Annotated in this window: 23 protein-coding genes and 1 pseudogene; 6 read left to right on the top strand and 18 right to left on the bottom strand. The window is 62.2% G+C overall.

Annotation, left to right across the window (positions count from 1 at the left end):
• Nucleotides 1-79: 79 nt before the first annotated feature.
• Nucleotides 80-607 carry a DinB family protein gene (locus tag BFQ00_RS09225; protein ID WP_065933279.1) on the bottom strand — a complete coding sequence of 176 codons (528 nt, stop codon included), beginning with the start codon at nt 605-607 and terminating at the stop codon, nt 80-82.
• A gap of 123 nt (nt 608-730) precedes the next feature.
• Between BFQ00_RS09225 and BFQ00_RS09220 the strand changes: the two genes are divergently transcribed.
• Nucleotides 731-1420 (top strand): tellurite resistance TerB family protein, encoded by a 690-nt coding sequence (locus tag BFQ00_RS09220; RefSeq protein WP_065933278.1) that lies wholly within the window; start codon nt 731-733, stop codon nt 1418-1420.
• An 82-nt stretch (nt 1421-1502) separates the two neighbouring features.
• Here the strand turns inward: BFQ00_RS09220 and BFQ00_RS09215 are convergent.
• The 6 genes and pseudogenes from BFQ00_RS09215 to BFQ00_RS09190 form a co-directional block, all read right to left on the bottom strand.
• A pseudogene (locus BFQ00_RS09215) lies at nt 1503-1811 on the bottom strand (hypothetical protein); the annotation flags it as partial.
• Nucleotides 1812-1830: 19 nt separating this feature from the next.
• The gene (locus tag BFQ00_RS09210) at nt 1831-2178 is read right to left on the bottom strand and encodes a DUF2493 domain-containing protein (RefSeq protein ID WP_065933277.1); all 348 of its coding nucleotides are present in this window, start codon (nt 2176-2178) and stop codon (nt 1831-1833) included.
• Nucleotides 2179-2239: 61 nt separating this feature from the next.
• On the bottom strand, nt 2240-4957 hold the full coding sequence (gene mgtA / locus BFQ00_RS09205) for a magnesium-translocating P-type ATPase (RefSeq protein WP_065933276.1): 2718 nt from the start codon (nt 4955-4957) through the stop codon (nt 2240-2242).
• A 234-nt stretch (nt 4958-5191) separates the two neighbouring features.
• Entirely contained in the window at nt 5192-5485 is a 294-nt protein-coding gene (locus BFQ00_RS09200) for a hypothetical protein (RefSeq protein WP_065933275.1), read from the bottom strand.
• A gap of 305 nt (nt 5486-5790) precedes the next feature.
• Nucleotides 5791-6402: a LysE family transporter gene (locus BFQ00_RS09195; RefSeq protein WP_065892152.1), complete on the bottom strand. Its 612-nt coding sequence runs from the start codon at nt 6400-6402 to the stop codon at nt 5791-5793.
• A gap of 213 nt (nt 6403-6615) precedes the next feature.
• Nucleotides 6616-7899, bottom strand: coding sequence for an arsenic transporter (locus tag BFQ00_RS09190; protein WP_065892154.1), 1284 nt, complete (start codon nt 7897-7899; stop codon nt 6616-6618).
• A 348-nt stretch (nt 7900-8247) separates the two neighbouring features.
• Here BFQ00_RS09190 and BFQ00_RS09185 point away from each other — a divergent pair, with 348 nt between their 5' ends.
• The 4 genes from BFQ00_RS09185 to BFQ00_RS09170 all read left to right on the top strand — a co-directional run bounded on the left by BFQ00_RS09185 (nt 8248) and on the right by BFQ00_RS09170 (nt 10063).
• Nucleotides 8248-8463: a hypothetical protein gene (locus tag BFQ00_RS09185; RefSeq protein WP_065892155.1), complete on the top strand. Its 216-nt coding sequence runs from the start codon at nt 8248-8250 to the stop codon at nt 8461-8463.
• A gap of 71 nt (nt 8464-8534) precedes the next feature.
• Complete coding sequence (locus tag BFQ00_RS09180) at nt 8535-9230, top strand: AzlC family ABC transporter permease (RefSeq protein ID WP_065933274.1); 696 nt, start codon at nt 8535-8537, stop codon at nt 9228-9230.
• A complete protein-coding gene (locus BFQ00_RS09175) occupies nt 9227-9538 on the top strand; it encodes an AzlD domain-containing protein (RefSeq protein ID WP_065933273.1) in 312 nt (103 codons plus the stop codon). The genes BFQ00_RS09180 and BFQ00_RS09175 overlap by 4 nt, the downstream gene beginning before the upstream one ends.
• A gap of 171 nt (nt 9539-9709) precedes the next feature.
• Nucleotides 9710-10063, top strand: coding sequence for a hypothetical protein (locus BFQ00_RS09170; RefSeq protein WP_065933272.1), 354 nt, complete (start codon nt 9710-9712; stop codon nt 10061-10063).
• 155 nt (nt 10064-10218) lie between these two features.
• Here BFQ00_RS09170 and BFQ00_RS09165 read toward each other — a convergent pair whose 3' ends face one another.
• The 11 genes from BFQ00_RS09165 to BFQ00_RS09120 form a co-directional block, all read right to left on the bottom strand.
• The gene (locus tag BFQ00_RS09165; RefSeq protein WP_065892164.1) at nt 10219-10923 is read right to left on the bottom strand and encodes a YoaK family protein; all 705 of its coding nucleotides are present in this window, start codon (nt 10921-10923) and stop codon (nt 10219-10221) included.
• Between the two features lie 66 nt (nt 10924-10989).
• Entirely contained in the window at nt 10990-12624 is a 1635-nt protein-coding gene (locus BFQ00_RS09160; RefSeq protein WP_065933395.1) for an ATP-binding cassette domain-containing protein, read from the bottom strand.
• 124 nt (nt 12625-12748) lie between these two features.
• Nucleotides 12749-13798 (bottom strand): DNA topoisomerase IB, encoded by a 1050-nt coding sequence (locus BFQ00_RS09155; protein WP_065885669.1) that lies wholly within the window; start codon nt 13796-13798, stop codon nt 12749-12751.
• Nucleotides 13799-13873: 75 nt separating this feature from the next.
• On the bottom strand, nt 13874-14953 hold the full coding sequence (gene modC, locus BFQ00_RS09150; RefSeq protein ID WP_065933271.1) for a molybdenum ABC transporter ATP-binding protein: 1080 nt from the start codon (nt 14951-14953) through the stop codon (nt 13874-13876).
• A 5-nt stretch (nt 14954-14958) separates the two neighbouring features.
• Nucleotides 14959-15639, bottom strand: coding sequence for a molybdate ABC transporter permease subunit (gene modB / locus BFQ00_RS09145; RefSeq protein WP_065933270.1), 681 nt, complete (start codon nt 15637-15639; stop codon nt 14959-14961).
• Nucleotides 15640-16392, bottom strand: coding sequence for a molybdate ABC transporter substrate-binding protein (gene modA, locus BFQ00_RS09140; protein WP_065933269.1), 753 nt, complete (start codon nt 16390-16392; stop codon nt 15640-15642).
• Nucleotides 16393-16497: 105 nt separating this feature from the next.
• Nucleotides 16498-17556 carry an NAD(P)H-dependent flavin oxidoreductase gene (locus tag BFQ00_RS09135; protein ID WP_065933268.1) on the bottom strand — a complete coding sequence of 353 codons (1059 nt, stop codon included), beginning with the start codon at nt 17554-17556 and terminating at the stop codon, nt 16498-16500.
• A gap of 109 nt (nt 17557-17665) precedes the next feature.
• Nucleotides 17666-18712 (bottom strand): bifunctional DNA-binding transcriptional regulator/O6-methylguanine-DNA methyltransferase Ada, encoded by a 1047-nt coding sequence (ada, locus tag BFQ00_RS09130; RefSeq protein WP_065933267.1) that lies wholly within the window; start codon nt 18710-18712, stop codon nt 17666-17668.
• Between the two features lie 75 nt (nt 18713-18787).
• Nucleotides 18788-19453 (bottom strand): DNA oxidative demethylase AlkB, encoded by a 666-nt coding sequence (alkB, locus tag BFQ00_RS09125; RefSeq protein ID WP_065933266.1) that lies wholly within the window; start codon nt 19451-19453, stop codon nt 18788-18790.
• A 3-nt stretch (nt 19454-19456) separates the two neighbouring features.
• Entirely contained in the window at nt 19457-19621 is a 165-nt protein-coding gene (locus BFQ00_RS29615) for a hypothetical protein (protein ID WP_163001619.1), read from the bottom strand.
• Between the two features lie 25 nt (nt 19622-19646).
• On the bottom strand, nt 19647-19949 hold the full coding sequence (locus tag BFQ00_RS09120; protein ID WP_003173824.1) for a DUF1883 domain-containing protein: 303 nt from the start codon (nt 19947-19949) through the stop codon (nt 19647-19649).
• A 212-nt stretch (nt 19950-20161) separates the two neighbouring features.
• On the opposite strand from BFQ00_RS09120, the gene BFQ00_RS09115 reads away from it, so the two are divergent.
• The gene (locus tag BFQ00_RS09115; protein ID WP_065885676.1) at nt 20162-20512 is read left to right on the top strand and encodes a hypothetical protein; all 351 of its coding nucleotides are present in this window, start codon (nt 20162-20164) and stop codon (nt 20510-20512) included.
• Nucleotides 20513-20623 lie beyond the last annotated feature (111 nt).

Below are 20623 nucleotides of genomic sequence, written 5' to 3'. Positions count from 1 at the left end.
CGATGCATCCTTTCCTGCACAAACACAGGTCTGAAAAAACCTGCCAGATCAGTGATCTACGCTGCGAGGCAGGCTCCGCTCAGTCAATCAGCGCGAGCAGGTCGGTATCACCCACGTCCACGCCGGCTTGACTCAATAATGTGGTCACCTGGCCGCGATGATGGGTCTGGTGGTTGAAGAAGTGCATCAGCAGGCCGAAAAACGGTTTTTCAGACGCTACGCCGCCCATGGTGTGATAACTCAATCGCAGGTCCAGGTGGGCGTCGTGCAAGCTGTGGGCCCAATCGAGGATGAGTTGATCCAGCCAGGCCCGATGGGTTGAGAGTTCACGGATGTCTGCGAACGCCAATTGCCTGAGGTCGCCGGGTGTGGCGATGGCGTTCAAGGGCGCCAACGCGCTGAATCCCGCCGGGTGCTGGGCAAAGCGTTTGAGCCAGACGGTGTCGCCCAGCGCCAGGTGATTGAGGGTGCCGAGGATCGAGCCGAAAAATGCCTGGCGGTCCGCAGTCAACGCTGCGTCTGTGAGCGTGCCGGCAGCCTCATAGACCTTGCGATTCATCCATTGATTGTAGTTGGCCATCAACCCGATGTGCTCGATGCGGTTCACCTGGGTTCTCCCTTGAGGTTGTTGTGGCGCCATCATAAAGCTTGCCCGCCCGGCGGTCATGGTGTTCCATCAAGGTCGGACTAAGGTTGATTAACGCCACTACGTACCTGGGAGGGCGACACCATGAATACCGGCGATTTACTGGAGCAACTGTTGCGCGGCGCAGGGCAGGGCGGCGCTTCTTCGAGCGGCGGTTTGGGCGGAGTACTTGGAGGACTGCTCAAGGGCAACCGCGCCGGTAATGCTTCGGGCGGCGGCCTCGGCGATTTGTTGGGTGGGCTCGGCGGCATGCTGGGCGGTGGCGCGGCTACGCGTCCAACACAAGGGCGCGCGGGTGGGATGAACTATGCCGCGTTGGCGTCTCTCGGGATGATGGCCTACAAAGCGTATCAGGCCTGGCAGAGCCAGCAGGCGAGCCACGCACAACCAGCGTTCCAGACAGCCGACCAGCTCTCGGGCGCGCAAGTCGAAGCGCACAGCCACGCAGTGCTGCGCGCACTGATCGCTGCCGCCAAGGCCGACGGCCACATTGATGAAAAAGAGCAGCAGCTGATTTCCAATGAGCTGGGCAAGCATACTGACGACCCGCAATTGCAGCAGTGGCTCGACGCTGAAGTCGCCAAGCCGCTGGATGCTGCGGATTTCGCCGAGTTTGCCGCAGACCCGGCGGTGGCGGCCGAGGTGTATCTGGCCAGTGTCCTGTTGGTCGATGATCAGCAGGATGCAGAGCGCAATTACCTGGACGACCTGGCGGGGCAGCTGCACATCGATCCGCAGTTGCAACTGCACCTGGAGCAGCAGGCCAAGGCTTAAAACCTCAGGGTTGCCGCCGTGGTCAGCCACTGGTCACGCTCACCGATCAGGCTGCGCCCGAGTACCAGGTCCACGTCGACACGCTTGCCGACGTGGAATGGGTACCGCCAGCGTGGCGGTTGGCGGTGTGCCAAGCGTCGACGTTGCATTCGCCCGGGGCATTGATGGCGCCATCGTCGACCACATAGGCGCCGCCTGCCGCATGAGCCTTGGCAAAAAACGCCATGAGCAGGACAACGCCCAGGCTCACCCCGATAAATATCAGATTGCGCTGCAGCGCCCGGCGCCTGGCCGGCGGCAACAGCAGCAGGCTGGGACGTACGGGGCGCGAGTGACGCGCGCGGTATTTGGCAAACCCGTCCGCCTGCTTTGGTTTGTGAGGGTTGTGCATGATGCACCTCGCTTGAATTTCAGCTTTCTACGCTCAGCACCGAAATGCCACTGGCTCTGGCCTGGCAGACCAGCTCCGAGGTGTCATCACCGCCCGGCAGGGCGATGATTACGTCGGGGCGGCTGTCGGCCAGCATGAAGTGATTGCGCTGGCGTTCCGCCTGTTTGCCGTGGCGTTGCCAATTCGGCGGATAGCGCACCACGTCAATCGCGTTTTCGCGGGCCCATTCCTCGATGTCGCTGCCCAGGAACTGGTTGCCGCCATGGATCAGCACCTGCACCGGGCGCAGGCGGTGGTAAGCGTCCAGCACCTGGCGGGACTTTTTGCTGTCGGCGTAATGCCGACCTGCACAGATCAACACGCGCATGAGTAAATCCTTGTGTTGCACGGTGAGGGCCGGGCGGCCTTCACCGATTGAACGGAGGGGGTCAGTACCACTGCTTGAAGCGGCGGATGTAGATCGTCTTCATCAGTTGGGCGACGCAGCAGTAGGCGAGCAGGGTGCCCACCAGCCATGGGAAGTACGCCAGCGGCAGCGGTTGCAGGCCCACCAGGGTGCCCAGGGGCGAGAACGGTACGTAGATGCCCAGGGCAATGACGATGCAGGTCATCATCAATACCGGCCAGGCGGCCGTGCTCTGGAAGAACGGGATCTTGCGGGTGCGCAGCATATGCACCACCAGGGTTTGCGAGAGCAGGCCCTCGATAAACCAGCCGGACTGGAACAGGGTCTGCATTTCCACGCTGTTGGCCGAGAACACGTACCACATCAGGGCAAAGGTGGTGATGTCGAAGATTGACGAGGTTGGTCCGATCCAGATCATGAAGCGGCCGATGTTCTTCGCATCCCATTTACGTGGCTTTGCCAGGTATTCCTTGTCCATCTTGTCCCACGGCAGGGCCAGCTGGGAGATGTCGTACATCAGGTTCTGCAGCAACAGGTGAATCGCCAGCATCGGCATGAACGGAATGAACGCACTGGCCACCAGCACCGAGAACACGTTGCCGAAGTTGGAACTGGCGGTCATGTTCAGGTACTTCATGATATTGCCGAAGGTCTCGCGGCCCTTGAGCACGCCTTCTTCGAGCACCATCAGGCTCTTTTCCAACAGGATGATATCGGCCGACTCCTTGGCGATATCCGTGCCGCTGTCCACCGAAATGCCCACGTCGGCATCGCGCAGGGCGGGCGCATCGTTGATCCCGTCGCCGAGGAAACCGACGGTGTGGCCGTTGGCTTGCAGCGCCTTGAGCACCCGCGATTTCTGCAGCGGCGTGAGCTTGGCAAACACCGTGCGTTGTTCCACGCAGCGCAGCAGCGTCGCGTCGTCCATCGCCTCGATTTGCGGACCCAGCAGCGGTTGGCCGGGTTCGAGGCCGACCTGGCGGCAGATCTTGCTGGTCACGACCGCGTTGTCGCCGGTCAGCACTTTGACCGCCACACCGATTTGTTGCAGCGCTGCAATCGCCGGGCCGGCGGTTTCCTTGGGTGGATCAAGGAACGTCAGGAAGCCATGGATCACCAGGTTGCGTTCATCGGCGGTGGTGTACTGCTGGCGCGCCAGCGCTGCAGGGATAGTGCGGGTGGCGACGACCAGTACGCGAAAGCCGTCTTCGTTGTAGTCATTGGCGATCGCCAGCAACTGCTCGCGGCGGCGCTCATCCAGCGGTACCGCGGCGCCGTTTTCCAGGGTGTGGGTGGAAATGCTCAGCATCTCTTCCACGGCGCCCTTGCACACCAGCAGATGATCGCCGGCGGCGTCCTTGACCATGATCGACAGGCGCCGGCGGACGAAATCGAACGGCAATTCATCGACCTTGCTGTAGGCAAACGGCACTTCGAACCTGGGATTCTGCGCAGCGAACTGCACCACGGCCTGATCCATCAGGTTCTTCATGCCGCTCTGGTGAAAGCTGTTGAGCCAGGCCAGGGACAGCACCGCATCATCGCGCTGGCCGCAGGCGTTGACGTGATGCTCGAGGATAATCTTGTCCTGGGTCAGGGTGCCGGTCTTGTCGGTGCACAGCACATCCATCGAGCCGAAGTTCTGGATCGCATTGAGGCGCTTGACCACCACTTTGCGCCGGGCCATGGCCGTGGCGCCCTTGGCCAGGTTGGCGCTGACAATCATCGGCAGCATTTCCGGGGTGAGGCCTACGGCAACGGCAAGGGCGAACAGGAAGGCATCGCCCCAATCGCCTTTGGAGAAGCCGTTGAGCAAGAACACAATCGGCACCATCACCAGCATGAAGCGGATCAGCAGCCAACTGACGCTGTTCACGCCACGGTCGAACGCGGTTTGCACCCTTGAGCCGACAATCGCCTTGGCCAGCGAGCCGAAATACGTGCGCGGCCCGGTGGCGACCACCACGGCTGTCGCCCGGCCGCTGACCACATTGGTGCCCATGAAGCAGATGTTCGGCAGGTCCAGCAGGTTGTCCGGGTCGGCAGACAACGGGGACGCGGACTTTTGCGTGACATCGCCCAGGGTGTCGTATTTTTCCACCGGCAAGGCTTCGCCGGTGAGCACTGCCTGGCTGATAAACAGGTCGCGGGATTCGATCAGGCGGATGTCGGCGGGGATCATGTCGCCGGCCGACAGGTGCACGATGTCACCGGCGACCAGCTCGCGCATCGGCACTTCGCGCAGGGTCGGCCGGGCGCCTACCTGTTCGCGGCGCAGCACAGTAGCGGTGGTGCGCACCATGGCCTTGAGCGCCTCGGCGGACTTGGCCGAGCGGTGTTCCTGCCAGAAACGCAGCAGGCTGCTGAGCAGCACCATGGTCATGATAATGATGACCTTGGTCGGGTCGGCTGCTTCGCCGTCCTGCATCGGCAGCCAGCAATCGGTGATGAAACTGATGCCGCCCAGGGTCAGCAACACATAGATAAACGGATTGTTCAGTGCCTGCAGGAACTGGACGAGGGCGTGAGGCGGCTTGTCATGGGCCACTTCGTTGTAGCCTTCGCGATGCAGGCGCGCCGAGGCGTCCAGCTCGGTCAGGCCATCCTGGGTGGCGCGCACGTTGGCCAGGGTGGCGGACAGGCCGTTTCGGGCCTCACGGGCGGCGCGCATCGACAGTTTGGGGGTGCTGCCGTCGCTGCCTTTTTTGTGCTGCAGTGGCGTGTTTTTTACGGCGCTCATGGTGTGTACTCCTGTCGCCAACTCTCGACGCAACATGCCCGATACTTGCCTGATAACAGGCGAGCGAAAGCAGGCCGAGCCGCGAACTTTGCGATCGGTTTAAATAGGATCTGGATAATCCATAACAGTGAATACTGACGGCGCGCTAATTAACGTGCGCGCAGCCATCCACGACTGGGAAAGTTCATAAGGAACTCCAGTGCGTCAATAAGAAAGTTGCTGTTTCCAGACAGGTCAGGCGGCGCGAGCGCTCAAGTAAAAACCGAGCATCACGGCAGCCTGGGCCAGGCTGGAAACGATCGGTCTCTGCGGGTCCTGAGGGTCTGCGTGATCCCACTGCTGCACCAATTGGCCGCTTTGCGGGCAGACACGCCAATGCGCCAGCGGACGGGCCGGACGCACTTGGAGGGAGGATGAATCAAAGGCCGCGCGGGCAGGGCGCAAGCCGGTGGGCGCACGACCCAGCTTGGCGCGCAGGGCCGCGGCCAGGGTGCATACATCAGGTAAAACAAGGGTTTGCAAGGTCATAACACACCTCGGGACCGGACACGCGACCGGCGAGGCAGTTACGGTGGAGCATCAAGCTCTAGCGCAGCTTACCGGGCCTGGAAGGCAAGTCCCGTCATGTTCTGGGTTTGGCGCCCGACGCCCGCTGAGGCGGTGCTCGGACAGCGACTAGATACTGTGTCCATTGGCTTCTTTTGTGAGGTTTAAAAAAGGCCCCTGTTGCGGGCAGGGGCAATTTACTCAGGCAGTTACAGAATGTCAACGCATGGTTAATTAAATGAGTCGATGTTCAGAATTTATTCAGATAAGTGGCGGCCTATGTAACTTCAAATACTCTGTGCCGCGAGGACTGCCAAATAAATCAATACAATACCGCAAGCGCCATAGCTGATGCGTTGCCAAGTCGGCGAAGCATTCTTGCGCAGCAAGTTGACCAGCGCGGCAGTAAGAAAGCAGGACAGCACCGACGCAAGCATAAAGCCTGCAAAAAACATCAGTGTTTGTCCATGGCTCGGAGTAGCACCAACGATGCCCGACAACGCGCTGCCCAAGGCCCCCCAGTAAACGATGTTCTTGGGGTTGGCCAGGGAGATCGTCGCGCCCACGACCAGTGCGTTTTTTGCCGAACTGGCGGGTGCGCTTTCGACTTGAGGTAGCTGCCAGGCATCGATCAGGCTGCGGATGCCCAGCCAGGCCAGGTAAAGCGCGCAGATCACCGTCAGCGGCACGCGTACCGCCTCATGCTGGATCAACAGCGCGATGCCCGTCAGCCCGATCACCGCCCAGACCGCATCGCCCACCAGCGAGCCAACCTGTACCAACAGGGCCGGTGTGAAACCGTGGAGCAAACCACGGCGAAGGGTTTCGGCGAGCACTGCGCCGGGAGACAGGCAAAATACAAAGCCGAAAACCAGCGCGTAGAAAAAGATCGTCAGCATGCCCGTGTCCTTTCGAGAAAGTGCGAAAGCATACGTCAGTCCGAGGGCAGGAAACCATGCAGCATTGAATGTGCAAGAGCGGGCGCCTAGCTCTTGCTCGCGAAAAACTCATAGGCACCGCGTTCATTTAGAAAGCACGCGTTATCGTTGACGTTTTTCGCGAGCAAGCTCGCTCCTACAGACGGCCGTATACGCTCAACTGAATGGTATTCCTCAGACACTCAGGCGCAAGGCGAGGGCGGCGAGGGTGATCAACAGCACCGGCACGGTCAGCACAATCCCGACCTTGAAGTAGTAGCCCCAGGTGATGGTGATGCCCTTGCGTGCCAGGATATGCAGCCACAGCAGGGTGGCGAGGCTGCCGATAGGGGTGATTTTCGGGCCCAGGTCGCTGCCGATCACGTTGGCGTAGATCATTGCGTCCTTGACCACGCCCACGGCATGGCTGGACTCGATGGACAGCGCGCCGATCAACACCGTCGGCAGGTTGTTCATCGCCGAAGACAACAGCGCGGTCAGCACACCGGTGCCCATGGCCGCGCCCCACACGCCATGGGCGGCGAAGGTGTCGAGCCAGGTGGCCAGGTAATCGGTCAGGCCGGCGTTACGCAAGCCGTACACCACCAGGTACATGCCCAGGGAAAAGACCACGATTTGCCATGGCGCGTCTTTCAAGACCTTGCGCGTGGAAATCGTGTGGCCCTTGGCGGCGATCACCAGCAACAGCACGGCGCAGACCGCGGAAATCGCGCTGATGGGAATGCCCAGGGGCTCCAGCGCGAAGCAGCCGACCAGCAGAATACCCAGCACCCACCAGCCGGCACGAAACGTCGCACGGTCGTGGATGGCACTGTCGGGTTGTTCCAGGTCGGCCGGGTCGTAGCTCTGCGGAATATCGCGGCGGAAGAACCACAGCAGCACCGCCAGGGTCGCGGCGACGCTGACCAGGTTCACCGGCACCATCACGGCGGCATATTCGTTGAAGCCGATCTTGAAATAATCCGCCGAGACGATATTCACCAGGTTCGACACCACCAGCGGCAGGCTCGCCGTGTCGGCGATAAAGCCTGCGCCCATGACGAATGCCAGCGTCGCCGCCGGAGAAAAACGCAGGGCCAGCAGCATCGACATCACAATGGGGGTGAGGATCAACGCCGCGCCGTCATTGGCGAACAGCGCCGACACCAGTGCGCCGAGCAGCACCATATAGGCAAACAGGCGCCGGCCTCGGCCACGCCCCCAGCGCGCCACATGCAGCGCGGTCCAGGCAAAGAACCCGGCTTCATCCAGCAACAGGCTGATGATGATCAAGGCGACAAAAGTACCGGTGGCGTTCCAGATGATGTGCCATACCACCGGGATGTCCGCCAGGCTGATTACCCCGCAGGCCAGGGCCAGGATCGCGCCCAGGCTGGCGCTCCAGCCCACGCCCAGGCCCTTGGGTTGCCAGATGACCAGCACGATGGTGACAAGGAAAATCGCAATTGCGACAAGCATGAATTAACGCTCCGATGGCTCAGCAGCAAGTGCTGGCCGGTTATGGTCTGTCGCCCAGTGCATCCGGACGCGGCGCGTCGTTCTGCCAGCAGGGCCGGCTGTCATCCAAGGCATGGATCAGTTCGCCTGCGTAAAGTTCGCGCACGCGCAGGATTAATAGCGTCAGCCGTGCCCGGGCGGCAGCGGCCAGCATTTGAACAGGATTGCGGATAAAGGGCCACGTAGGTCAAATCCTGATTTCGGTTGACGTGGATCAACTGCCCGATGATCGACCACAAGTGATTGAAATTAAAATGAAACATCAATGTCCTAAAGTGCCCGCCCATTGCTGATGAAGGAAGTTCCCGCGTGACCCGAGCCACTCGTAACCTGCGCAAAACCCTGGATTCCGTCGCGGATAATAACGAAACCGCGGCGTTTGACCTGATGCGTGCCGTCGAAAAACTCGGCGATGAAGTGCTGCGCCAGCGCCTGCTCAACACCATCCACCGGTTGAACCAGGACGCCTACGAACTGCGCGAAGCGCGCGATTCGGTGGAACTGGTCTCGGTAAAACTGGCCTGAGCAAGATCGTTCAAGACAAGCGCCCGCGTGCGCCGGCATGCTGGCCGACTGTTTGTCGATGAGCCCCGTCCATGCCTGCTGCCCTCCCTTATGACGCGTTCACACGTGGCGCGATTGCTGTCATTCCGTTATCCCTGGCCTGCGCCCCCTGGGGGTTGCTCGCCGGCTCCATGGCCATCGATGCGCAGTTCACGCCGCTGCAAGCCCAGGGCTTGTCCGCCATCGTGTTTGCCGGCGCGGCCCAACTGGTGGCGATCGGCATGGTCAAAAGCGGCGCCAGCCTGATCTCCATCGTGCTGACCACCTTGCTGCTGACCTCCCAGCATTTGCTCTACGGCATGCACATGCGCCCGACGCTGTCCTCGCTCAACACCCGCTGGCGCATGAGCCTGGGTTTTCTGTTGACCGACGAGTTCTTTGCCCTGGTCAGCCACTATGACCGTCAGACCTTCAATCGCTGGTATGCCCTGGGTGTGGGCCTCACGTTCTATATCATCTGGAACCTGTTCACCCTGGCCGGCATTGTGCTGGGCAAAAGCATTCCCGGCCTCGACCAGTTGGGGCTGGAGTTTTCGATTGCCGCGACCTTTATCGCGCTGATCACGCCGGTGGTGCGCGACGTGCCGACGCTGGTCTGCGTCGCCGTCTCGCTGTTGTGTTCGGTGTGGCTGAGTTACCTGCACTGGGAATCGGCGGTGGTGGTCTCGGGCGTGTTGGGGATGAGCGCAGGGTTCGCCTGCAAACGCCTGGGAGTCGGGCAGCGATGATCTACCTGATGATTGTGGCAATGGCGCTGGTGGTGTTTTTCAACCGCTACCTGTTTATCGAGCCGCGCCTGCCGGTACGACTCAATCGGGGGACGCGTGAGTTCCTCGGGTTTGCCGTACCGGGCATGCTCACCGCGATTTGCGGGCCGATTATTTTCATCAAAGACCACCAGCTCGACCTGAGCCCGAGCAACCCCTATTTGCTGGCCGGGGTCTGCGCCGTGGGGTTGATGCTGTGGACGCGCAGCGTGCTGGTCACGGTGCTGTCGAGCATGGCGCTGTTTTATCTGCTGCGCTGGTGGTTGTGAACCGCAGGCGAAAAAAAGCCCGCGGGAGGGCGGGCAGAAGGGAGACTTCTAAAAATGAGCGTGGCCACTATAAGCGGCCGGCTTGGCCTTTACAGTGAAACAAAGTTCATGGGCGCGTCAGTTGGCGGCGGCGCAATGGTAGAGTCACGTTTTTTCCAAGGAAGCACAGGCATGTACAAAGTGGTGATAGGCGCAGTGGTACTGGCGACGCTGGCCGGCTGCGCGGGTTCGAAGATGAAGGAGGCGCGTGCGGGCAGCCCGTACAAGACCATGGCGTCGGACAAGGCCACTCTGGTGGTCGCCCAATGCATTCAGTACGGCTGGCAGGACGAAGGCGTGTTCGGCGTCGATGCCGGCGGCTTCAAGGAAGCAGCCGAGGCCGGGGGCTTTACGGTGTACACCACGGGCGGTGATTACTTTGTGGATGTGCTGAGCACGGGCGCAGGTTCGACCGTCAAGTATTACGCTGCAGAGGACACGATGCCCGCCAAACGTCGTCTGGCTGCGCTCGCCACTTGTCTGTAATACCTTGCCTTAGTCATATTCAGAAACGCCCGGCGGGACAGCCGTCGGGCATTGGCTTATTATTCACCGGCTCGCCCGACGTGATGGCTCTTTACCGGTACACGGATGTCGAGGCCGAAACGTCGGGCGGGCACCTTTTTTCCATACCCTGCCGTTCAGCGTGGCATGAAACCCAACTGCCAGCGCCGGGGTATCGCCAGGGTCGCCAGGCCCAGTGACCCCGCCAGCGCGCCACTGACCCACAGCGCGCGCAGCCCGATCTGCTGTTCCAGCAGTGCCCCGATCACCGCGCCGACAAACATCCCTGCCCACGGCACCAGCTGCATGCGCCAGCCATTGCGGCGTTCGCCCATCAACCAGCGGCCCAGCCCGCGACCGAAGCGTGAGAGCGCCCCGGTGACATAGGTGAGCCCCACGGGCACGCCATTGACTTGCTCGACAGCCGCGTTAAGCATGCCCATGGCGATAATCGCCGCCAACAGCGCGGGCAGCGTATCGGACCATGGCAGCAGTGCCGCACCGCAGAGCAGGGCGCCGATGCTGAGCAACAGGGGCAGCGCGTGGCGCTTGCTCAAGCGGCTGACAATCACCCCCAACGCGTTGCCGATGATGAAGGTGGCAACCAGCAATACCAGGCGTGCGGTAAGCCCTCCGTCGCCTGCACTGATCGCGACCGCCAGGCGCGTGGTGTTGCCGCTCATGAACGAGACAAAATCGCCGCTGGCCATGAAACCAATGGCATCGGTCATGCCGGCAAGTACCGACAAACCAGCCACCAGCAGCAGTCCCACGCGTCCACGCCAGCGTTGTCGATGGGCGAGCGCGGCATTGGCGTAAGGCTTGACGGGTGAAGGCAGCATCGGCCGGTTTCCAGTGAGATTATCCGGCCACTACCCTAGGACGCTTTGCGACGGCGTGCAATCAGATCACACAGGCTCCAGGCGCCACCCGGTGCTGTACCAGCTCAGGTAATGGCTGGGTTGGATCGCCTGCAGGAACGCCTCGTCGTGGGACACCGCCATCAGCGCGCCAGTAAATCCCTGCAAGGCCTGCTCAAAGGCCACCACCGTCTCCAGGTCCAGGTGATTGGTCGGTTCGTCCAACAGCAACAGTTGCGCCGGTGCCCCGCGCCATAAAGCGATCGCCATCGCCGCCTTCAACCGCTCGCCACCGCTGAGTTGCCCGGCGGGTTGGGTCACGCGCCGGGCATCCAGCTGCAGCAAGGCCAGGCGTGTGCGCAGTTCGGCTTCCATCAGCGGCGTGTCGAGCAGGTTGAGCTGTTCGACGATGCTGCGCTGGTCGTCCAGCAGCGTCAGGTGCTGGTCGATATAGGCGCAGGGCACCGTGACCGCACAGGTTCCACTGACGGCGTGCCATTGCCCGGCAAGCAACTTGAGCAAAGTGGATTTGCCGCAACCGTTCGGCCCACGCACTGCCACGCGCACCGGTCCGGTCAGGTCCAGGCTCAGGTAGGTCGAAGGTGCACGCGGGTCCAGCCAGGGCAACTGCGCCTGGTGCAGGCTGACCACCTGGCGACCGTTGGCCAGCGCCGAACCGGGCAGGGCGAGCAGGGTCGGCGTTTCGTCCACCACACGTGCGTAGGCCTGGCGCACCTGCGCGTCGAGGGTGTCTTTGTGATCGCGATGGGCGCTGCCCCGTGCACTGACGATTTGCGTGGCGGCGCTCTTCCAGCGCGCCCTGGTAAAGCGGTCGACGTTGGCGGTTTCTGCCTGTTTACGTGAGCGCGCCGCGTGGCGCTGCAGGCTGTCATGGGCCTTTTGCAAGCGTTGACGTTCGCGGCTGCGCTGCTCGCGGGCGTATTCCCACGCTGCGGTAGCCGCCTGCTGTTGGGCGTCGCGTTGCTCAAGATAGGCGGCGTAGTTGCCGCCGTAAGCCTGCACACCGAGGGGCGACAGTTCGATGATCCGGCCCATGGTGTTGAGCAACTGCCGATCATGGCTGACCACCACCAGGCCACCGCGCCAGGCGGCCAATTGCTGCAGCAGCCAGGCCCGCCCGCCACTGTCGAGGTGGTTGCTGGGCTCGTCGAGGATCAGCAACGGCGGCGCCGCCAGCAACGCGCCGATCAGCGCCACCCTGGCCAGTTGTCCTCCGCTGAGTTGATCGACCCGGGACGCGGCGCCAATTGACGTCAACCCCGCCGTATCCAGGGCCGTGCGCAGACGTTCGGCCAGGTCCCAGCGCTCATCGATCAGCGCCAGGTCGCCGGCCAGGCCCACGCCCTGATTCATGCGTTCAAGGGCGGCCAGGCACTGGGCGGTACCGGTGAGGTCAGCGACGCTCGCACCGGGTCGCACCACCACGTTCTGGGGCACATACACCACATGGGCCGGGGCCTTCAGCGTACCGGAGGTGGGCTGCAGGATGCCGGCCATCAATTGCGCCAGGATACTTTTGCCGCGCCCGTTGCGACCGACGATACCGGTGGGGGTCCGGTCTATGGACAGATTGAGGTCTTCCAGCACGGTTTCGCCATTGGCGAACTGGAAACACAGGTGTTGCAAGGAAATCAATGCGGGCAGCCGGTTGACGTGAGTCATCAGCACCTCCAGGAAAATGTCGAACAAGCCAACGTGCGCGCCAGGCGGCTCGTTGCAGATACATTTTTGGAAGGCTTAGTTGTTCACGTCGGCAATCGTCTCGAGAGTGACAGGGCTTCGCAGGCTAACCCGCCTTGGCGGGCTTGGGCAAGTCTGCGACCAGTTGCTCAAGGAACATCGCCAGGGCGACTTCCTCGGCCTTGAGGCCCTTGCGCACCCTCGGCTTGGGCAGCTTGGACAGCTCACCCAGGCTGAAATGCTCGAGCACCGCCGGGTGGATATAGCACTTGCGACACACCGCCGGCGTATTGCCCAGTTGCCTCGCGACGTCCTTGACCATCGCCACCACATGGCGCTTGGCGTCGGACTCCGGTTGCCACGCCAATTCGCGCAGCACCGCCAGCGCCATGGCCGTGCCGGCCCAGGTGCGGTAGTCCTTGGCGGTGAAATCCTCGCCGGTCAGGCTGTGCAGGTACGCGTTGACGTCCTGGGAGCTGACGGTATGGCGCTCGCCGTTTTCGTCCAGGTACTGGAACAGGTTCTGCCCGGGCAGTTCCATGCACCGCTTGACCACGCTGGCCAGGCGCCGGTCCTTGACGCTGATCTGGTGCTCCACGCCGCTCTTGCCGCGAAACTGGAATTTTATCTCGCTGCCCTTGATGTCCACGTGACGGTTGCGCAGGGTGGTCAAACCGTAGGATTTGTTGTCGCGGGCGTACTGGGTATTGCCGACGCGGATCAGCGTGGCATCAAGCAACATCACCACCGTGGCCAGCACCTTGTCGCGGGTGAATCCGGGCTGGGCGATCTGTGCTTCCAATTGTTTGCGCAACTTGGGCAAGGCCGCGCCGAATGCCTGCAGACGTGCGTACTTGTCGCTGTCACGCACCTCGCGCCAGCGCGCATGGTAGCGGTACTGCTTGCGACCACGGGCGTCGCGGCCGGTGGCTTGGAGGTGGCCACGCGGGTCGGCGCAGATCCACACATCGGTGTAGGCGGGCGGCACCGCCAGCGCATTCAGGCGCTTGATCTCATCGGCATCGGTGATGCGCTCGCCGTCGGGGCGGAAATACTGGAACTTGCCGCGCAGCTTTTTGCGGCGGATGCCGGGTTGGCTGTCGTCAACATAGTGCAGGTCGCGGGGCAGATCGGCGGGCAGCGAAGAGTCGGGCATGGTGCGGGTTCCTTGGCAACGGATCAGGCCGGTATGTCTGATTGACCGCGTCGCCCTGCGGTCGTGCCAAATGGTTTAGGCGAGCACCGCCACCGCCTTGATGTGCGCCCACAGCACTTGCCCCGGCTGCACATTCAGCTGGTCCCGCGAGAACCGCGTGATGCGTGCCAGCAGCGGCGTGCCGGCGGCATCCAGACGCACCAGTGCATGGGCACTGTTATCCGCTGCGACGTCCTGGATGACGGTCACCGGCAGGCGGTTGAGGATGCTGCTGTGCGTGTGCGCCTGGTGGCTGAGGCTTACGTCCCGTGCCTGAATCTTCACCCGCAGCTGTGTGCCCAGGGCCATCGGCGTGTGGGCTACGCGTATCTGCGAGAGGCAATCGGGCAGTTGCAGGGTGAGCAACTGATAGTGCTCGTCATAGGCAATCACGCGGCCAGTGACGACCACACCGGCATCGTCGCCCCGCGCCAGGGGCAGATCGAGGCGCGCCAGGGTTTCGCCGATGGGGCCGCTGGCCAGGGCCTTGCCGTCGCCGAGCAGGACGAGGTGGTCGGCCAGGCGCGCCACTTCGTCCTGGGCATGGCTGACGTACAGCACCGGAATATCCAGTTCGTCGTGCAGGCGTTCGAGGTAAGGCAGGATTTCGTTTTTGCGCTGGCTGTCGAGGGCCGCCAGGGGTTCATCCATCAGCAGCAAGCGGGGACTGGTGAGCAGGGCGCGGGCGATGCCGACGCGCTGGCGCTCACCACCGGACAGGTGCTGCGGGTCGCGCGCAAGCAAGTGAGCGATACCCAGCAGCTCAGTGGCCTGGGCCATTTTCACGCGTCGCTGCGCACGTGGGATGCGCTTGAAGCCGAACGCCAGATTGGCCTGCACCGACAGATGGGGAAACAGGCTCGCCTCCTGAAAAACGTAGCCCAGGGCGCGTTTGTGCGGCGGCACGAACACCCCGTTACGGCTGTCTTGCCAGACCTCGTCGTTGATCTGCACAACGCCGTCAGCGGCGCGCTCCAGGCCGGCGATACAGCGCAGGCAGGTGGTCTTGCCGGAGCCGGAAGGGCCGAAAAGGGCGGTGACGCCACGGCCCGGCAATTGCAGCTCCACGTCCAGCGCAAAGCCTGTGTACTTCAGGTGCAGGCGTACCTCAATCATCGCGATCAGCTCCAGCCCATTTTGGTTTTACGGCTGGAGTAGAGCGCCAGCAATACAAGGAACGCGAACACCACCATCGCCCCGGCCAGCCAGTGGGCCTGGGCATATTCCATGGCTTCGACGTGGTCGTAGATCTGCACCGAGACCACCCGGGTCTTGTCCGGGATATTGCCGCCGATCATCAGCACCACGCCGAACTCGCCGACAGTATGGGCGAAGCCGAGAATCGACGCGGTAATGAATCCTGGGCGAGCCAACGGCAGGATCACCGTGAAAAACGTGTCCCACGGGCCCGCACGCAAGGTCGCCGCCACTTCCAGCGGGCGCGTGCCGATGGCCGAGAACGCGTTTTGCAACGGTTGCACCACGAAGGGCATGGAGTAGATCACCGAGCCGATCACCAGCCCGGCGAAGCTGAAGGTCAGGGTGCCCAGGCCCAGCCACTGAGTGAACTGGCCGACGTAGCCATTGGGCCCCATGGTCAACAGCAGATAGAAACCGATGACCGTCGGCGGAAGTACCAACGGCAGTGCGACGACTGCACCAACGGGCCCGCGCCACCAAGAACGGGTACGCGACAGCCACAGGGCGATTGGCGTACCGATCAGCAGCAGGATCACCGTGGTCAGCGAGGCCAGTTTGACCGTCAACCAGATCGCGGAAAAATCAGCACTCGTGAGCGGCATTTACAGTTCATAACCGTAAGACTTGATTACCGCAGCGGCCGTCGGGCCTTTCAAATAATCGACCAGGGCCTTGGCGGCGGCGCTGTCCTTGCCTTTGGTGAGGATCACCGCGTCTTGTTTGATCGGGTCATGCAGGGACGACGGCACGATCCACGCCGAACCGCTGGACAACTTGCCGTCCTTGTAAATCTGCGACAGCGCCACGAAGCCCAACTCGGCGTTGCCGGTGGACACGAACTGATAGGCCTGGGTGATGTTCTGGCCTTCGACGATTTTGTCCCTGACCTGATCGGTCAAGCCTTCTTTGGCCAGCACCTGAGTGGCGGCCAGGCCGTACGGCGCGGCTTTCGGGTTGGCGATGGACAGGTGCTTGAACGCATTGCGCTTGAGCACTTCACCCTGGGCATCCACGTAGCCTTCTTTCGCCGACCACAGTGCCAGGGTGCCGACCGCGTAGGTAAAGCGTGAGCCCTTGACGGTATCGCCCTCGGCCTCGAGTTTTTGCGGGGTGGTGTCATCGGCACTGAGGAACACCTGGAACGGCGCGCCATTCTTGATCTGGGTATAGAACTGCCCGGTGGCGCCGAAGGACGCGACCAGTTTGTGGCCGGTGTCTTTCTCGAAGTCGGCGGCAATCGCCTGGATCGGCGCGGTAAAGTTGGCGGCGACGGCCACTTGCACCTCATCGGCCTGCGCCGAACCCAGGGCGAAGACGGCGAGCAGGGGGGCCAGGCGCGCGGCGCGGATCATCATGAAGCAACTCCTTGAGGGTGTACGGCCGATTGCCGCTATGTACGAGAATATATAGCGGTTGGCGGGTGCCGGTACAGTGCGAAGTTGCGCCACGTGCCGACAGGCCTAGCGCAGCCTGGCCAATGCCTGCTCGGCCAGGTCGCGGGTCAGGTCGTACGTCGAGCGGTCGTGCCCCAGACGCAAGGCCTGACCCGCCCACAGGTTGCTGAAGCCGGCTTCGTCCCTGGCCTTCAGCGGCAGCAATGCGCCACCGGCCCGTGGAAACGCTGGCGCGGCGGGGTTGATCGCGCCCAGCTCGCGCATCACGCGGTTGACAATGCCCCGCGCCGGGCGCCCGGTGAACAGGTTGGTGAGGGCCGTTTCGCTGGCCTGGGCATGGCGCAAGGCATGGTGATGGGAAGCGCTGATACTGGCTTCGGGGGTGAACAGGTATGCCGTGCCGATCTGCACCGCCGAGGCGCCCAGGGCAAACGCGGCGAGCATCCCGCGCGAATCCGCGATACCACCGGCCGCGATCACCGGCACGCTGACGGCGTCGACGACTTGCGGCAGCAGCGCCATCAAGCCGATCTGGCCGTTGAGGTCGTCACTGAGGAACATACCGCGGTGGCCACCGGCCTCAAGGCCCATTGCGATAATCGCATCACAGCCGTGCTGTTCCAGCCAGATCGCTTCCTCGACCGTCGTCGCCGATGAAAGCACCTTGGCTCCGGTGGCTTTTACCCGGTCCAGCAAGGCTTTTTCCGGCAGGCCAAAGTGAAAACTGACGACTTCGGGGCGAAAGGTTTCGATCACCTCACACGCCGCTTCATTGAAGGGCGCACGATTGGAGACCGGGGTCGGCGCATCAAAATCGGCGCTCAGTTCGCGGTAGTAGGGCTCCAGCAGCGCTTTCCAGCGCCGCTCGTGTTCCTCGTTCGCTGCGGGCGCCTGATGGCAGAAAAAGTTGACATTGACCGGGCGGGTGCCGGCCTGGCGGATGGCGGTCAACGCCTCACGCAGTTGCTCGATGCTCAGCGCAGCGGCAGGCATGGAGCCCAGTGCGCCGGCCTGGCAGGCGGCAATCACCATGGCGGTGGTGGTCGCGCCCGCCATGGGGGCCTGGATGATGGGCAGGTCGATGCCCAGCAGGTCGAGAATGCGCGTGTCTGGCCAAGTGCTCATGGGGTGCGTCTCCAGCGTCAGTGAGGCTTTTCGCTGTTTTAGCAGGCCCCTTGGCACCCGGCCACTCTGTTTTATTCACTGGACGAGGGCAGTGCTTTATGCAGCCGGGTCAGTCCGAGGTTTCCCGTGCCAGCAGTGTGCGCTTGCGCTCTACGCCCCAGCGGTAGCCGGACAGCGCGCCGTCGCTGCGCACCACGCGATGGCAGGGGATCGCCACCGCCAGGTGGTTGGCGCCACAGGCCTGGGCCACTGCGCGAAATGCCGTCGGCGCGCCGATACGCTGGGCAATCTGCGCGTAGCTGGCCGTGCTGCCCACCGGAATATCCCGCAGCGCCTGCCACACCCGTTCCTGGAAGGCCGTGCCGCGTAGATCCAGCGGCAGGTCCAGGCCCAGGGCGGGCGCTTCGATAAAGCCCACGACCTGGGCGATCAATTGTTCGAAATCCCGATCCGCGCCGACCAGTTCGGCGTTGGGGAATTGGTCCTGCAGGTCGCGCACCAGCGTATCCGGATCGTCACCCAGCAAAATCGCACACACACCGCGTTGACTCTGCGCCACCAGAATCGCCCCCAGCGAGCATTGGCCCACGGCAAAGCGAATCAGGTTGTTGGCACCGCCGGCCTTGTACTCCTGCGGCTTCATGCCCAGCACCTGGTCAGCCGCCGCGTAAAAGCGGCTGTTGGAATTGAAACCGGCGTCGTACAGCGTATCGGTGACCGACTGCTGCGCCTTGAGCCCATCACGCACTTTGCGCGAGCGCAGGGCGCTGGCGTAGCCCTTGGGGGTGAGGCCGGTGACGGCTTTGAACACGCGATGGAAATGGAACGAACTCAAGCCGGCCTGGCGGGCGAGGGCCTCCAGGCTGGGGGGTGTTTCGGCCTGTTCTATCTGGCGACACGCGTCGGCGACCAGCTTTGCATGGTGGGCGGCCAGTTGAGTCTGGTCGCCGGCGGCGCGTCGGCTGGGACGATAACCGGCAGCTTCAGCGTGTGCCGGGGTGTCGAAGAATTCGACATTTTCCGGACGCGGCAAACGTGAGGCGCTGCTGGGGCGGCAGTACACGCCGGTGGTTTTCACAGCGTAGACAAACAGTCCATCGGCCTTGGCATCGCGGGCAACGATGGCGGCCCAGCGTGGGTCTAGTGAGTGGTTCATGGCCTGCACTCTTGAGTGGTGATCGGCAGATTAACCCGACAGTTGGCGCTCGACACTCCGAAGCTTGCGGTCAAATCAGCCGGCGGTGCGAAAGGTCAGGTTAATGCGTTGCGGTCCCATGATCGGGTGCTCGCCTTGCTTGATCGGCATCACGCCATGGAAGCGCAGGCGATCCACCCCACCCCAGACCACCACATCACCGTGGAACAGCGAGACTTTTTGCGTCTTGTCACTGCGCTGATGGCCGCCGAACAGGAAAATCGCCGGCAGGCCGAGGGACACCGACACCACTGGCGCGTCATAGCGCTGCTCGTTCTTGTCCTGATGCAGCGACATTTTGGCGCCGGGTACGTAGCGGTTGATCAGGCAGGCATCCGGCGAAAAATCGCTGAAACCCGCCGCGTTCGCTGCCGAGATGGCCAATTCGCGCAGCGCGTCGGGCATTGCCGGCCAGGGTTGCTGGCTGCGCGGGTCGAGGGGGCTGTAGCGGTAGCCGCGGGTGTCGGTGGTCCAGCCCAGCGCGCCACAACTGCTCAGCGCGGCCGACATGGTAAAGCCGCCGGGCGTGACCATTTGCCGAAACGGCGACTGGGCCAGGACACGCCGCAATTCGGGCAATAAACGCTCAATCCAGGGCAGGGCGTAACCTCCCAGGACGTAAGACTCTTCGCCAATCTGTTCGCGCCTTGCAGGTTGCTGCAAGGCCTCATCGGCGAACAGGTCAGCGGTAGGCCCGGCCATGGCTTACAGCGCCTTGCTCACGTTGATGTCAGTGATTTCGTCGCTGGCATCGTGGATTTTCGCCAGGGCCTGCCGGGCCTCCTCGACGCTGTTGCTGGTCAATTGGGCAAATTCGAAGCGACGTTCGCCGTTGAGCTTGTACTTGATGACGTATTTGGTGGTGTTCACAGCTTTTTTCCTTACGGTGTTCAGGTCAGCTCAGCTTGGTGCTGGTGCGACGAACGATGCGAATCTTGTGGGACAGCGCCGGTTTGCGGGTAACGCTGATGGCGCGGCGCGTGACCACATCCAGGGTGATGTTCCAGAAACCGGTGCTGGGCGCGGTGATTTTCGCCGGGAATTTATCGAAGGCGCCACCGTGGTAGGTATGCCGCCCCCCGTTCTTGAAACTGCGAAAATTCGCATCGCTCATTAGACGAATATTACAGGTCTGTGAGCATTCGATGACGACAATGTCTCCCTCGTTGAGGTGCTCACGCTGGTGGATGAATTTCATGGGGTGTCTCCAGAAGGGCTTTTTCTGAAAAATCAGAACGATACGTAGGTTAAGATGGAGTTTATCAGCCCCAGCGCGTTTATTATCGGGCCGTCGTCGACGACTTCGACAATTTAAAACAGTTATTTACCGAGTTTTTAGAGATAAATCCTACATTGGCGGGAGAAATTTCCTATGCCCGCTGTCGTAGGGTCTTTATCGGAGGTTTTAGTATGAAGTGGAGTGTGTTGGTGCTGGCCTTGGCAATCGCTGGGTGTGCTTCGGTTGCAGATATCAAGCAGACCCCACCCACGTTGGTGGTCATTTCCGGGAAAAAGCCGCAGGAGTATGCGGCGTGCGTCGTGCGCAAGCTGGAGGCGACACGTCGTCCGCCACAGATCGAACCGCATAAGGAAGGTATTCAAGTGATCGTGCCGCAGAAATTTTCGTCCGATCCGTCAGCGATCTTTGAAATCGAGGACCGCTCCAGCGGCAGCAGCATCAAGCTCTATGAAAGCATGTCCAACGTGCCGATTCGGCCGGGCGACGTGAAAAAAGCCGGGGAGGATTGCATTTCCGGTTAAGCCAGGGCGTATGTCCACGAACTGAATCCGATGAGAGCCCCACCCGGCAGGACGAGCTTCTCCGCTCCTGCCGGGTGGGGTTTTTTATGCGTTATTCGGTATTGAGCCTAT

The organism is Pseudomonas sp. 28 E 9, from assembly GCF_900004785.1.
Classification (GTDB): Bacteria; Pseudomonadota; Gammaproteobacteria; order Pseudomonadales; family Pseudomonadaceae; genus Aquipseudomonas; species Aquipseudomonas orientalis_A.
This window is presented reverse-complemented; position numbering and strand designations above follow the sequence as displayed.